This is a genomic window from Blastomonas sp., assembly GCF_030373265.1.
GTDB lineage: Bacteria > Pseudomonadota > Alphaproteobacteria > Sphingomonadales > Sphingomonadaceae > Blastomonas.
Window position 1 is genome coordinate 1 of the sequence record NZ_JAUCZC010000030.1, and the last position, 13784, is coordinate 13784.

Sequence of the window (13784 nt, forward strand, 5' to 3'; positions counted from 1 at the left end):
ACGTTCGCGGCTATCTTCATCTTCTGGATCAATGAGTCCTGACCCTAGGTGGCAAAGCCACCAAGTCTCGCTGCCTCTCCCATCAAGGGAGAGGCGATAAGGGGGCGTTACGCTCACAACAGTCTTCGGTCCCCTACGAAGGCCGGGGCTCTTCTCCTGCAAGTGCATACCCCACACCGCTGGCTGAACATGGAAGGGTTCGATGATGGGCCCCTGCCTGCGCAGGGGACCGGCATCGGTTAACTGGGTTTGCCCAACATCCCGCGTCGCCACAAGTCTGCGATATGCACCGGGAACGACAGCATCAGCGGCAGCGCGATCAGCGGCCAGGCAGCACCGGTCAGCGCGCCGCGCAGGGCCAGCACGATGAACACCGCAGGCCCCAGCGCCAATGCGACATCCAGTGCCTTGCCGCCGCGCGTTACCAGCCAGACGAACTCGGCCGCCAGCACGATCAAAATCAGGTCCGCCGCATGACCGCTGGCGAAGAGGGCGGATACCGCACCCATCTCAGCCGAACGGTCCGTTGAGCTGGACGATTCCGTAATTGAGCGCGGCCGCGACGCTCACCCAGGCGATATAGGGCAGCAGCAGCCACGCGGTCGCCTTCGAGAAACGCCCGCAATAGACGATCAGCACCGCGACCGAGAGCCACAAGGCCGCGACCTCGATCAGCGCCCAGTCGGGCCGCTGGACGCGGAAGAACAACAGGCTCCACAGCACGTTGAGGAAACCGTTGAACGCGAACAGCCCGATGACGTTGGTGCGCGCATTGCGCGTCGGCGCGGCGCGCCAGGCGGCGAGCGAGGCCATCGCGGCCAGCGCGAAGATCAATGTCCACGCGACGCCGTACAACCAGTTCGGCGGCGCCCAGTCCGGTTGGGTGAGCCTTTGGTACCATGGCCCCAGATCGGTAATCGTCGCGCCGCCTGCGGCCACGATCAATGCCGCCATCGCCGCCAGGATGACGGGCAGAAAACCTTCACGATGCATTCGACTTCAGCCTCCCAGCTGCAAAAATCACGTAGCCTTCATATCAGGCGCGTGACAGCCCGAGCAGATGTCCCATATCCTTCACGAAAATCTTGGCATGCGCCACCGGTTTGCGGCGGACCAGTTCCTTGTGCATGTAGCTCTGCCAGGTGAGATACTGAACATCGGGGTCGGCGCACATCTTGACGAAACGCTCGCGGCGCTTGTCCGACGAATACCAGAAATACTGCATCATCCCCAGGATCCAGAACACCTTGCCGTGCTTGGCCATGAACTGCTTGCGGGCCTGTTTGAGCGCGGCCGGCTTGCCAGTGACGAGGAACTGGAACACCGCGTCGCCCGCCAGCCGCCCGCAGGCCATCGCGTAATAGATGCCCTCGCCCGAGGCCGGGGCGACCACGCCGGCGGCATCGCCCGCGACCACCAGATCGCGGCCATTGTCCCAGCGCTTCAAGGGCTTCAACGGGATCGGCGCGCCTTCCTTGCGGATCGTCTCGCAGCCCGCCAGCCCGATCTGCTCGCGCATCAGCGCGGTGGTTTCGCGCAACGGAAAGCCCTTGTTGGCGCTGCCCAGGCCGATGCTCGCGGTGTCGCCGTGCGGGAACACCCAGGCGTAGAAGTCAGGCGACAGCTTGCCCTGATAATAGACATCGCAGCGGTCGGCGTCGAAATCGGTGGCGTGGGCGAGCGCCGGTTCGGGGGCCTTGATGATCTCGTGATACGCGAACACGCATTTGACCTGTTCGGCGCCCTTGATGTTCTGCCTGGCGACGGCCGAGCGTGCGCCGTCGGCGCCGATCACCGAGCGCACCCGCACCCGCCGGTCGGGCCCGCCGCGCTCGCTGCGATACACCAGCACCGCCATGCCGTCCTGGTCCCGGTCGATGCGTTCATAGGTGCCGGTGATGCGTTCTGCGCCGTTGAGCGCGGCGCGCGCGCGCAGCCATTCGTCGAACACGTCGCGGTCGACCATGCCGACATAGCCCTTGCCCTCGGGCCCGTCGCCCACCGGCATGTCGACCTTGCGCCCGGCAGGCGAGATCATCCGTGCGGCGCGCGCCTTGGCGACCAGCAAAGATTCGGGGATTTCGAAATCCTTGAGCGCGCGCGGCGGGATCGCGCCGCCGCACGGCTTGATCCGGCCATCGCGGTCGAGCAGCAGCACCTTGAGTCCCCGCTTGGCCAGATCGTTGGCCGCGGTCGCGCCCGATGGTCCGCCACCAATGACCGCGACATCGAAATCCGCATTTGCCATTGCCTGTCTCCTGTATGGCCCTCAGGCCGGTGCCGCCAATATGAGCGGATCGGCGGTGCGCATGGTCACGCGCACCCCCAGAAGCGCCGCGAGGATGAACAACCCCGCCTCGCCTGCAAAAATCATCTGGAACGCTGCGCCGTCACTCGCCAGCAGGTCGCGCGCGATGTCGACGCCGATCGCGCCGGTCAGCCCGCCCAGCCCGAAGGCGATCGCCTGTGCCGCGCCCCACACGCCCATGCGCACGCCTTCCTTGGATTGCTGGCCGGCGCCCGCCAGCCCCATCATCGCGCCGATCGCCGAGACTGCGAACAGCCCGTTGGCAAAGCCCAGCACCGCGACATTGGCCTTGATCGGCCAGTCACCGCCGCCAAGAGTGGGGGTGGTGGCGGCGATCGCCAGCCCCGCCAGCGCCAGCGCCGAGCCGCCGCAGCCCGCCAGGATCCACCAGCGCAGATCGGATGGCCGCCGTCCGGCAAAGGCGCTGCCGCCGATCCCTGCTACGATCATCCCAGCCATCACGCCGCCATGCTGCAGGCCCGAGAGCTTGGTCGATTCACCCGGGGTCATCGCGAACACCAGTCCGGCGAACGGCTCGAGGATCAGGTCCTGCATCGCATAGGCCAGCATCGAGATGAACACGAAGATGGTGAAGCGGCGCGCGGTGGCATCGGCCATGATTTCGCGCAAGGCTTCGCCGAAGCTGCCCGTCGGCGCATCGCCATGGGGGTGCGCGGGCGGCACCAGCCGCCTTTCGATCCCGGCGATGGCGACGCAGGCAAGCACGAATGCGCTCAGCGCAACCCCGCCCGAAACGACCGCGAGCCGCTGCTCACTGAACGGATCGATCAGACTGCCCGCGGTCGCGGCCGCCATCACGATGCCGCCGACCATCATGATCCAGGTGATCGCGGCAGCTGGAGCACGGCGTTCGGGCACCACGCCCGAGGCGAGCATCGCCAGCAGCGACGTTCCGGCCGCGCCCACGCCCGCACCGATCATGCTGAAGGCGACGATGGCGAGCAAGGTGCCGTAGAGCGGCGAGGCCGGGAGCAGGATCGTCGCGTTGACCGCAACGATGCCGCCCAGCGCCAGCACCCCCATGCCACCGATGATCCACGGCGTGCGCTTGCGGCCCCGGTCGGAGCCATGGCCCCAGATCGGGCGCGAGAGCTGCACCGCATAATGCCAGGCGACGAGGCCCGCAGGCAGCGCGGCGGGCAGCGCGTATTCGACCACCATTACCCGGTTGAGCAACGAGGTGGCCAGCATGACGATCGCGCCGATGCTCGCCTGGACCAGCCCCATGCGAATGATGTCGGTCCAGCCCAGGCCGATACGGGGGGCGCCGATCCGCGCGTTGCGCATCAAGGCGGAGGCGCTCATATCCAGCCCCCCAGGCCCAGAGCCGCAGCGAGCATGCCGAAGACATAGGACGAAACGCCCGTAGCGTTGTACCAGGGCGCGTATTTGTTGGGATCGGTGAGCAACCGGCGCATGAACACCAATTGCATCGCCAGCAGCAGGGTGACCGCGATCGCCGAGATCGCCAAGCCCCAGTTGAGCAGCAATGCGATGACCACCACCTGCGGCACTGCCATCACCGCGCAGGCCAGCCTTGCCGCGTTGGCGACGCCCAGGGTCACCGGCAAGGAGCGCACGCCCATCGCGGTGTCGCCTTCGACCGCCTTGAAATCGTTCAAGGTCATGATGCCATGCGCACCGATGCTGTACAGCAGGATGACGATCAGCACCCGGGTGTCGGGCAGTCCGCCCGTCATCACGCTCGCACCGGTGAACCAGCTCAGCCCCTCATAGCTCAACGCCACCACGCCCGGTCCGACCCAGCCGCTCATCTTGAAGCGGAACGGCGGCGCGCTGTAGCCCCAGGCGCACAGCAGCCCGACGATGGTCGCGATAAACACCCAGAAGCCGAGCACCGCGCCCAGCACCAGCGACAGCGCAGAGCCAATCAGCGCGACATACAGCCCCCATCGGCCCGCGATCCGGCCCGAAGGGATCGGCCGCTCGGGCTGGTTGATCGCATCGACATGCCGGTCGTACCAGTCGTTGACCGCCTGGCTGGTGCCGCAGACCATGGGACCTGCCAGCAGCACACCGCCGACGAGGAACAGCCAGCGACCATCGAGCGATGCGCCCGACGACATCACCCCGCAGAAAAACGCCCACATCGGCGGAAACCAGGTGACCGGCTTGAGCAGCTCAAGCACATCGCGCGGGGCGGGAATCGGGACAGGGCGGGGGATGTTGGCGGAGCGATCCATGCGGGCAAAGCTATGCCCGGACCCACAGAGTGTCAATCAAAATGGACAGTTCAGGATGTCAGGTCGGTGGGGTTGCGGAACGCGGTCTGCCAGGGAGGTATGGCGATTATGTCGAAAATTAAGCTATAGCAGCTAGGCCGTGTTCTCTGGAGCGGCGAGAACACGCAGGCAGGTTGGAAGTCGGATGATGTCACGACGCAGATTGGCGATCCTGCTGGCGTTGGTGCCGACCACATTGCTGTCGTCCGCCGGGCCCGTAAAGCAAACGCCCGGGGTGATGCTGCCAACAGAAACGCTCGCGGCGACCGAGAATGTCACGTCGCGCGAACCGCCGCAAAACGCTGCGCAGCGCGATCGCGCCTATCCATTCTATATGCCGATGCAGAATCTGCGCACGCCGGCAGCGACCCTGCGGATCCGCTGCGACGCCTCGCGCGCCGCACGGCGTGAGGTGTATGCCGGCCCCTCTGCCGAATCGCTCTACGGCCGGGTCGAGGGCGGCTTCGAGTTTATCTACGAGGCCTATGACAGCTCGGGCCAGCCGTGCGTCTATCCCTTCGCCCCCTGGATGCCGCAGATCGTCGGATCGACTCAGGGCACGCAGTATATCTTCCGCTCGTCGGTTCCCGGCGTGCCTGTCACCTTCCGCACCGATGACGCCTGGGCCTCGATCAACTTGCGGCTGTTCGACCTGGGGCCGCAGCGGGTGCATTTCGAGATGCGCGACATCGCGCTCGATTTCCCCGGCGCGGGCGAGGCCAAGGGCGCGGTGCACCTCGAGGTGACCGGGGTGACCCGGCCGGGGCTGCTGACCGCGGTGATCCGCAGAGCGAAGGTCTTCGGCGGCAAGAATGCGCTGTTCGTTCCGGGCGGGCAGACCATGGTCTATGTCGAGGACAGCGAAATCCGCGGCAATGTCGGCGACAATGTCGATCAGGAGCATTCGACCTATATCAACGGTACTTTGGTCTCGCATCTGCGCAACTCGGTCTGGTATGGGCAGAAGGGCTGGATCGACGTTGCCAGCGGGCATCAGCTCAAGGACAAGGCGTATCTTCGCATTTACGAAGACGTCACCGTCGCCAATCTGCCGGGTGTGACCACGCCGTCGGCGATGCCGCTGGTCGATATCTCGGCGTTCGGCTTCACATGGTCGAACAATCTGCGTCTGAAACGCGTCGCACCGGCACAGGCGCCGCGCGACGCGCTGGTCGATCTGCGCACCGAGATCGTCTATGGCGCGCCCGAAAATTACCCGTGGAACATCATGGTCAGCCCCGACTGGCGGATGCCGTCCTCGCCGCTGGCCGCGCTCGATCAGGTCTATCTGTCGGTATTCCAGAACACGGTGGTCGAGAGCTTTCGGACCGAACCGTATGTCTTCGCGCTGCGGCCGCAGGGCCTGGGCGTGGAACCCGGCACCCCCACGGTGATGGGCAACGAGCGCACCACCAGGGCGCAGCAGCGCATGGTATCGCTGGCGTTCGCCACGCGCGGGACCATCCGCAAACCCTATTCGCCCGAGGGGTGGACCTATGTCGATCCCGCGTTGCCGCCCGAGGCGTCCTGGGTGCGCGACCGCGACGCGTTCATCCGCCATGCCCTGGGTCTGATCGGGCAATAATCGGTCCGGTCGGTCGCCTTGTCGGGGGCTGACGCCGGCGCTTCGATCTGTATCGCCACGGGACGCACGCTGCCCCCCGCCGAAGGAATCGCTTTCCATTTGTTTCGTGTCTCGCCAATTTGGGATGGGGCCAGCAATGGCAAAGGGGGCATTCATGAAAAAATCTGTTGCGGCGTTGGCAATGTGGGTCGCTCTGGGGGTTGCGTCGGCGCAGGCCGCGCCCGACCGGACGCGGCTGGATGACCTGATCGCGCGGTTCGAAGCGGCGGACGCCAACAGCGATGCCGCCGGCTACCGCGCGCTCGCCGACCAGACGCTGGCGGAGGCGAAGCGGCTGTATCCTGCAGACCACCCCGAAATCGCCGCGCGGGCTTTGTATGTGGCGCAAGCCTATGCTGCGGCGGGCGAAATGGACAAGGCGCAGGCCGAGGTGGACTGGATCGTGGCAAGGCTCGCCGGGGCCGAAGGCTATCGCGCCGACTGGCGCAACGCGCTCAGCCTGCGTGCCTATATCCTCAACTTCAAGGCGGACCATGCCGGTGCGCTGGCGATCAACGAGCAGCTTGCCGCCGAATACGACAACGATCCTTCCGCCCAGGGGATTCGCGACCATGCCGTGACGCTGTCGAACCTCGCGGCATCCTATCTGGAGCATGGCCGGCTGGAGGATGCACTGGCGCGCAACGCCGAGGCGATCCGGATCGGTCTCGCGCTCGATCCGGTGCCGCAGGACGTCGCCATCTGGAGCGCCAACCGGGTGGTGTATCTGTACACCGCAGGCCGGACCGAGGACGCGGTGATCACGGCGCAGGATGCGATCGCCAAGACGGGCGGCGCGCTGGGCGCCGATCATCCGGCGATGGCCAATCTCTATGCCAATCTGGGGGCCATCCTGATGCGCCTCAACCGTCCGCACGATGCGATGGCGCCGATCCGCCAGGGCTTCGAGCTGATCGAAAAGGCCAATGGCGGGCCCAACCAGAACAGCGCGACCATGCGCACGCAATTCGCTCAGGCGCTGGTGCGGGCGGGGCGTCATGCGGATGCCAATGCCTTTCTCGATTACGCCACGCCGATCATCGATGCGCAACTCGGCGTGCAGAGCGACCGCTCGCTGAGCGCGCGCGACACCCGGCTGATCGCGCTGATCGCTTTGGGGCAGGGGGTTCAGGCCGAGGCGCTGGCGCAGGAACTGCTCGCGGTGCGCGATGCCCGGTTGCCGGAGGGGCACAGGGACCGGGCCAATGCGCGCGACAACCTCGCCAAGGCGGCGTTTGCGCGAAGCAACTGGACAACCGCGCGCGATGCCGCGCAGCAGGCGGTGGCGGTGCGCAGCCGGATGTTTGCGCCCGACCATCCCGACCTCTTGCTGTCGCGCGCGTTTGCGTTGCGGGTGGAGGATCGCGGCGATCTGCGGCCCGCGGCCGAACTGTTGGCCCAGGCCCGCGCGGTATTCGAGGCGCTGACGCTCAACGCCCAGCTTGTCCGCGGATCGACGCAGGCCGAGCGACAGCGGCCCGCTTATGGCTGGCTTGCGGAAATTTTCGCGCGCCGCGGCGCTGCGGAGGATGCGTTTCGCGCGCAGCAATGGGCAGCGCGCACCGCGCTGGACGATGTTCTCGCCATCGCGGCGACCGAGCGCGCGGCAAAATCGGATCCCACACTCGCCGGGTTGCTGGCACAAAGACGCGAACTGGTGTCGGCGCGGCAGGGGCTCGAAGCCCGGATCGATGCCAATGGTGGCAAGCCCGACCCCGCGTTCGACCTCGCTGGGGTGTCGGGCGAGCTGGCGCGCAACCGGCAGGCCATTGCAGCGCTGGATGCCGGGCTCACGCCCGATCAGCGGGCCAGCCTGATCTTCGCGCCTGCCGCGCTCGCCGAGATTCAGGCGACGGCGACGGCCGGTGATGTGAGCGTGATGGTCACCGATATCGGCAAGGACTGGCTGGTCACCGCGATCGGGCCTGACACGGTCCGGCAGGCGCTGGTCGGGGCCGATGCGCCGATCGATGCGCTGATCCGACGACTGCGCGCTGTCGCCGATCCGGAGGGAGAGGGTGCGCTCGACCGGGGCGCTGCGGCGCAGCTTTTCGCAAGCCTGTTTCCTGACGATATCGGCACCATGGTGCGATCGGCGGGGCAGCTGTATGTCACGACCAATGGCGCGCTGTCGTCGCTTCCCTTCGGCCTGCTGTCCGGCGACAGGGACGGGCGCAGGCTGTTGGTGGAGACGACAACGATCGTCCGGCGCGTGGGCGTTCCGCATGGCCGCAAGGGGGCGTTCGCGCCGATGAGCAAGACACTTATCGCGTTCGGCGGTGTGGCGGGCGCGCCCGCACGCTCGCTGATGGCGATGCGCTCGGCGACCACCGCCAAGACCATCGCCGATCTTCCCGATCTGCCCGATTCCCGGCGCGAGCTGGCTTCGCTGGGCAATGCGATCGGGGCAGGGTCGGCGCAACTTCTGGTGGGGGATGCGGCGACCGAAGAGGCGCTGCGCAGTGCGATCGTTCCGTCGGGCGCGGTGCTGGCCTTCGCCACGCATGGTCTGCTGTCGGGCGAGCTCGACGGCTTGAGCGAGCCTGCGCTGCTGCTCTCGCCCGCGGGCAGCGACGATGGGCTGCTCAAGCCCAGCGAGATCGGCGCGATGAGCCTGCCCGCCGGGCTGGTGATCCTGTCGGCTTGCAACACCGCGGCGACCAGCCTGACCGACCGGCCTCAGCTGGCCGGGCTGGTGCAGGGGTTCTTTCTGGCAGGCGCGGGGCGCGTGCTGGCAAGCCACTGGCCGGTTCGCGACGATGTCTCGAGACGGCTGTCGGTCGGCACCGTACTGGGGATGGGTGATGGTCTGGTCCCGGCAGAGGCGCTGCGCCGGGCCATCGCCAAGGTCCGCGATGGCAGCGACGGCGAAGCAGCGCTCGACAGACCGGGGTTGTGGGCGATGTTCGAGCTCTTCGAGGCCAATTGAACCGACCGGGGGCCATCGGCCTGCCGGTATCGGCGCGCTTCTAGCTGAGCTCGTCCTTGCGCCCGACCAGATTGCCAAGGCCATGGCGATGGAGCTTGGAATACAGGCTCTGGCGGCTCAAGCCCAGGATTCCGGCCGCCGAGGCGCGGTTGTCCGAGGTGTAGGCCAGCGCCGCCTCGATGCACATCCGTTCGATCAGGTCGGTCGATTCGCGCACGATCTCGCGCAGCGGCATCCGCCCGACCAGTTCGGTGAGCTGGTCGACCGAGCGCGGCAGGTCACGGTCTGCAGGCGGCAGGTCGCGCATCCGCCGGCTGACGGTGCGGATGGCAAAGCCGTAATGTCCGCCCTGGCTGTCGGTCTTGACCCCCGAGACCTCGATCGCCTCTTCGATGGCGTCGTCGGCATGGATGATCGTGGTGGCGTTGCGCACCTGGCCGTGGGTGTCGAGTTGCTTGCGCATCAAATCGACATCGATCCCGGGACGCCCGATGAAGCGGCCGAGCGGCTGTCCGGTGATCGCTTCCTTCGAGCTGCCGTGCACGAGATCGACAAAAGCCGAGTTGGCGGTGATGATCTGCATTGCGCCATCGGTCAGCACGAACGCATCGGGCATGCGCTCGATCAGCTCGTGCAGCGGCCGTTGGTCGCCATCGGCGCCCGGGCTCTCGCCGGTGTGCGTCAGGCGGATCATGAACTGCCGGCCGCTGTCCTGGCGGAAGGGCATTGCGGTGAGCAGCATCGGTGCTTCGCCCGTAACGATGCTGACCTGCATTTCGCAGCGCTCGCCTGTGGCAGTGGCGCCGCCAAGGCTGGCGATCAGATCGTCCCGCGAGATTCCGCCGATGACATTGGCGAGATCGCGATTGTCCAGCGAGCCCGACTTCACGCCGAACAGACGGTAGCTGGCTGGGTTGGCCGCGGTGATCCGGCGGGTGCTGGCATCGATAATCAGCACCGGATCGGTGATCATGTCGAACAACAAGCGGTAGCGCGCTTCGGTCTGGCGCAACTTCAGGTAATCGCGCTCGAGCGACTGCTGGGTCTGCAACAACCTCTGCTGCAGGCTGGCCCAGGCGCGGACATCGCGGCCGATAGCCATGCGCGGATTGCCTTCGCCCAGGTCGACAAGGCGGTAATGAATCGGCAGATTGCCGTCGGGGCCGGGGTGGTTGACCTGGCGCCAGCGATCGGGGGTGTCGGACGGCTGGCTGGCCAGCATCTCGTTGATCTTGGGCTTGCTGTCGAGGGCAACCGTATCCTCCCAGCGCCTGCCAATCCAGGCGCTCAGGTCGGGCATGTCTTCGGCACTGACGGAAACATCGCTGATGACGCCATCGGAATCGAGCGCCAGGGCGATATCGCCTGCGGCGAGCACCAAAGCGAGTGCTGCACCGATTTCAAGTTTGCCGACGACGCCTTTGAGGTCGCGAAAAGGCATAGGGATCGCGGAGGGCTCGTCCTTCATTATTGCCGCGCCGGGAGCGGACTTCAAAACGTCAGAGCAGTGCGCTCAACCCCGGCAGATACAAGTTCGTCGGCCATCTTGAGCGCGGCCTCGGCATCGGGAGCGGTTCCATCCGCACCCAATTCACGCGCACGTACGGGGTCATAGCCAAGGGCCGGACCGCCGATCATGATTGCCAGATTGGAATTGCAGGACACGCTTCTCATCGCCGTCAGCAGCTTGGGAACCGCCCCGATAGAAAAGTCGGTCGTGACTGTCAATCCAACCAGATCGAATGATGTTGTGCTCAACGCCTGCAGAATGTCCGATTGTTGCGGCTCGATCAGAGTTTCGACATCCCAGCCTGCCCGCTGGAAGCATTCCGAAATGATCAGCGTGCCCAGGCTGTGCTGGTCATCGGGCATGGCCGTGAACAGCGCCTTGTTGGTCCGCAGGTTCCAGCCCGGCGAGGGCGGGGCCCACAAGGCGACGGTCCGCAGCAGCGATTGCAGCCGCCACAATCCCATGGTGACATCGACAAAGTCGCATTCGTCGCGGGTCCATTTCTCTCCCAGCTCGCGCGCCGCCGGCGCGATCAGCTGGATGAACAGCGTCTCGGGCGCGATATTCTGATCGAGATAGGCGCTGACCATATCCGACAGGACATCGACCTCGTGGATCAGCACATCAGAGGCGAAAGCCCGGACCGTCGCATCGTCAAAGCGCGGTGCGTCGGTCTTCAGGGCCATGGCTGGTTTCGGGGCCATCGCGGTGTTGGGGCCAGCCGTGGATTGGGCTGCGGCATCCCGGACGTTGTCGTTCGACTGCATGCCGGATGTGTTGCGAAATTCGTTGGCGTCGTCGTCTGCCCCGGTGGCAGGCAAGGTTCCGGAACTCATGGTCGCTGGCATATCGGCGGGAAACTGGCTCATTCGTGGGTCATCCTGGTGCACCATTAGCAGCCGCGGGATGATTTCGTCTTCCACAAGGCGACCAACGTCGTCGCTGGCGCGATGGCGTGCAGCACGGCCATAGCCGGTCTGCTCGCCATCCCAAGGCGACCCCTTCTTGCGCGTGCGCGCATTGCGGAACAGTCCTGTCGTCGACTTGATTAAATCGATGCCAAAAACTGAGGCCATTCAGACTCTCCCGGTCTCGTCGATGCGTCGTGCATCGGCCTCGAGGCTGGAGACTTCTTGGACCGTTCTCTCGCCAGGCCTCAACCCTACGCCTGTCCAGTGGGCCTGACAACACCCAATTTGTCAAGAAAGCTATACGTCAATTTAACTTGACACTTTTGGCGAGCGCGGCGTAGGTTTCAGTTCTTGATACGGGAGACGCAACGGCGCTTATGCCACTGGAAAACCAGCCTGGACCCGCGGAAATACGCACCTTTACGGCTGATCCTTCGGGTCGCCGTTCAGCCGGTGCGGCTGTTTCGCTCTATACACCGGCCGAGCGCGCGCGCCGCGACTCGACGGTATGGACGCTGGTCCAGGGCGTGCTCGCACCTGTCCAGTTCATCATATTCCTTGCCAGCCTGGCGCTGGTGCTGCGGTATCTGGCAACCGGGGAAGGCGCATTCGCCGCCGATGTCTCGATCATCGTCAAGACGCTGACACTCTATACCATCATGGTTACCGGCTCGATCTGGGAAAAGGTCGTGTTCGGCAAATGGCTGTTTGCGCCGGCCTTCTTCTGGGAAGACGTTTTCTCGATGCTCGTGCTGGCGCTGCACACCGCCTATCTGGTGATGCTGCTGGGCGGCATCGGCAGCATCGAGGCCCGGATGGGCGTCGCGCTCGCAGGCTATGGCGCCTATGTCATCAACGCCGGCCAGTTCCTCTGGAAACTGCGTGTCGCCCGGCTGCAGGGCGCTGGTTCGCAAGCCGATTCGCACGGCGCACTCGCGGTGGCATCATGATCGCGACCGCCCCCACCCCCGCCATCGCCGATGCCGGGTGCACTAACGCTCCGGTGCTGCGCGAACGCGGCCAGCGCGAAGTGTTCTGCGGCCTCACCGGCATCGTCTGGTTGCACCGCAAGATGCCCGACGCCTTCTTCCTCGTCGTCGGATCGCGCACCTGCGCGCATCTGCTGCAGTCGGCCGCAGGCGTCATGATCTTCGCCGAGCCCCGCTTTGCCACCGCGATCATCGAAGAGCGCGACCTGGCAGGGCTGGCCGATGCCAATGAAGAGCTCGACCGGGTGGTGCGCCGCCTGCTCGCGCGCCGTCCCGAGATCCGCACTTTGTTCCTGGTCGGAAGCTGCCCGTCGGAAGTGATCAAGCTCGATCTCGCCCGCGCCGCACAGCGGCTGGCCAGCGCGTTCCTGCCTGATGTGCGGATCGTCAATTATTCGGGCAGCGGCATCGAAACCACCTTCACCCAGGGTGAGGATGCGTGCCTCGCCTCGCTGGTGCCGTTCATGCCCGCCCAGGCCGCCGACTCGGGCCAGGAACTGTTGGTCGTCGGCGCGCTGCCCGATATCGTCGAGGACCAGCTGCTGCGGCTGGTGCGCGACATGGGCATCACCAAGGTTGCGTGCCTGCCCGCGCGGTCGTCGCGCGATCTGCCCGCAGTCGGCCCCAACACCCGCTTCCTGCTCGCCCAGCCGTTCCTCGGCGATACCGCGCAGGCGCTCGAAGATCGCGGCGCGGTGCATCTGCCCGCAGCGTTCCCGTTTGGCGCGGAAGGCACCACCGATTGGCTGCACGCCGCCGCCAACGCCTTCGGGATCGACGAAATGCATTTCCGCAGCGTCGTCGCGCCAGGCCGCGAACGCGCCAAGCGCGCGCTCGAGCACAGCCGCGCGCGGCTGGAAGGCAAGACCATCTTCTTCCTCCCCGATTCGCAGCTCGAAGTGCCGCTTGCGCGCTTCCTGCATGTCGAGCTGGGTATGATCACCGTCGAGGTCGGCACGCCGTATCTGCACCGCCAGCATATGGCGGCAGAACTCGCACAGCTGCCGGTCGGCACGACGATCAGCGAAGGCCAGGACGTCGACAAGCAGCTCGACCGGGTGCGCGCATCGAAGCCCGACATCACCGTATGCGGCCTTGGCCTTGCCAATCCGCTCGAGGCCGAAGGCTTCACCACCAAATGGGCGATCGAACTGGTGTTCTCGCCGATCCATGGTTTCGACCAAGCTGGCGATCTTGCCGAACTTTTCGCCCGGCCGATCCGCCGCCGCGATGTGTTGAGGGTATAGGG

Annotated in this window: 11 protein-coding genes; 4 read left to right on the plus strand and 7 right to left on the minus strand. The window is 65.8% G+C overall.

The annotated features are described in order from the left end of the window. Window positions 1–239: 239 nt before the first annotated feature. From QUV11_RS14795 to chlG, 5 genes are read right to left on the minus strand one after another with little or no spacing between them, the layout of a single operon-like run. Window positions 240–509, minus strand: a complete 270-nt coding sequence (locus QUV11_RS14795) for a hypothetical protein (protein ID WP_300883665.1) — start codon at window positions 507–509, stop codon at window positions 240–242. Between the two features lies 1 nt (window position 510). Beyond that, entirely contained in the window at window positions 511–993 is a 483-nt protein-coding gene (locus tag QUV11_RS14800) for a TspO/MBR family protein (RefSeq protein WP_300883666.1), read from the minus strand. A gap of 43 nt (window positions 994–1036) precedes the next feature. Next, entirely contained in the window at window positions 1037–2248 is a 1212-nt protein-coding gene (locus tag QUV11_RS14805; RefSeq protein WP_300883667.1) for a geranylgeranyl diphosphate reductase, read from the minus strand. 21 nt (window positions 2249–2269) lie between these two features. Next, window positions 2270–3634 carry a BCD family MFS transporter gene (locus QUV11_RS14810; protein ID WP_300883668.1) on the minus strand — a complete coding sequence of 455 codons (1365 nt, stop codon included), beginning with the start codon at window positions 3632–3634 and terminating at the stop codon, window positions 2270–2272. Further along, window positions 3631–4533, minus strand: coding sequence for a chlorophyll synthase ChlG (gene chlG, locus QUV11_RS14815; protein WP_300883669.1), 903 nt, complete (start codon window positions 4531–4533; stop codon window positions 3631–3633). The genes QUV11_RS14810 and chlG overlap by 4 nt, the downstream gene beginning before the upstream one ends. 187 nt (window positions 4534–4720) lie before the next feature. Here chlG and QUV11_RS14820 point away from each other — a divergent pair, with 187 nt between their 5' ends. Next, window positions 4721–6157, plus strand: a complete 1437-nt coding sequence (locus QUV11_RS14820) for a hypothetical protein (RefSeq protein ID WP_300883670.1) — start codon at window positions 4721–4723, stop codon at window positions 6155–6157. A 154-nt stretch (window positions 6158–6311) separates the two neighbouring features. Continuing rightward, entirely contained in the window at window positions 6312–9125 is a 2814-nt protein-coding gene (locus QUV11_RS14825; protein ID WP_300883671.1) for a CHAT domain-containing protein, read from the plus strand. A 40-nt stretch (window positions 9126–9165) separates the two neighbouring features. Here the strand turns inward: QUV11_RS14825 and ppsR are convergent, their stop codons facing one another. Beyond that, window positions 9166–10593, minus strand: a complete 1428-nt coding sequence (ppsR, locus tag QUV11_RS14830) for a transcriptional regulator PpsR (protein ID WP_300883672.1) — start codon at window positions 10591–10593, stop codon at window positions 9166–9168. A gap of 23 nt (window positions 10594–10616) precedes the next feature. After that, the gene (locus QUV11_RS14835; protein WP_300883673.1) at window positions 10617–11711 is read right to left on the minus strand and encodes a B12-binding domain-containing protein; all 1095 of its coding nucleotides are present in this window, start codon (window positions 11709–11711) and stop codon (window positions 10617–10619) included. A gap of 212 nt (window positions 11712–11923) precedes the next feature. Here QUV11_RS14835 and bchF point away from each other — a divergent pair, with 212 nt between their 5' ends. Then, a complete protein-coding gene (bchF, locus tag QUV11_RS14840) occupies window positions 11924–12496 on the plus strand; it encodes a 2-vinyl bacteriochlorophyllide hydratase (protein WP_300883674.1) in 573 nt (190 codons plus the stop codon). Continuing rightward, window positions 12493–13782 carry a ferredoxin:protochlorophyllide reductase (ATP-dependent) subunit N gene (locus QUV11_RS14845; RefSeq protein ID WP_300883675.1) on the plus strand — a complete coding sequence of 430 codons (1290 nt, stop codon included), beginning with the start codon at window positions 12493–12495 and terminating at the stop codon, window positions 13780–13782. The genes bchF and QUV11_RS14845 overlap by 4 nt, the downstream gene beginning before the upstream one ends. The last annotated feature ends 2 nt before the right edge of the window (window positions 13783–13784 follow it).

Excerpts from the sequence above, each read along its gene's own strand:
- QUV11_RS14795 (WP_300883665.1), bottom strand. The coding sequence starts at position 509 with ATGGGTGCGGTATCCGCCCTCTTCGCCAGCGGTCATGCGGCGGACCTG.
- QUV11_RS14800 (WP_300883666.1), bottom strand. The coding sequence starts at position 993 with ATGCATCGTGAAGGTTTTCTGCCCGTCATCCTGGCGGCGATGGCGGCA.
- QUV11_RS14805 (WP_300883667.1), bottom strand. The coding sequence starts at position 2,248 with ATGGCAAATGCGGATTTCGATGTCGCGGTCATTGGTGGCGGACCATCG.
- QUV11_RS14810 (WP_300883668.1), bottom strand. The coding sequence starts at position 3,634 with ATGAGCGCCTCCGCCTTGATGCGCAACGCGCGGATCGGCGCCCCCCGT.
- chlG (WP_300883669.1), bottom strand. The coding sequence starts at position 4,533 with ATGGATCGCTCCGCCAACATCCCCCGCCCTGTCCCGATTCCCGCCCCG.
- QUV11_RS14820 (WP_300883670.1), top strand. The coding sequence starts at position 4,721 with ATGTCACGACGCAGATTGGCGATCCTGCTGGCGTTGGTGCCGACCACA.
- QUV11_RS14825 (WP_300883671.1), top strand. The coding sequence starts at position 6,312 with ATGAAAAAATCTGTTGCGGCGTTGGCAATGTGGGTCGCTCTGGGGGTT.
- ppsR (WP_300883672.1), bottom strand. The coding sequence starts at position 10,593 with ATGAAGGACGAGCCCTCCGCGATCCCTATGCCTTTTCGCGACCTCAAA.
- QUV11_RS14835 (WP_300883673.1), bottom strand. The coding sequence starts at position 11,711 with ATGGCCTCAGTTTTTGGCATCGATTTAATCAAGTCGACGACAGGACTG.
- bchF (WP_300883674.1), top strand. The coding sequence starts at position 11,924 with ATGCCACTGGAAAACCAGCCTGGACCCGCGGAAATACGCACCTTTACG.
- QUV11_RS14845 (WP_300883675.1), top strand. The coding sequence starts at position 12,493 with ATGATCGCGACCGCCCCCACCCCCGCCATCGCCGATGCCGGGTGCACT.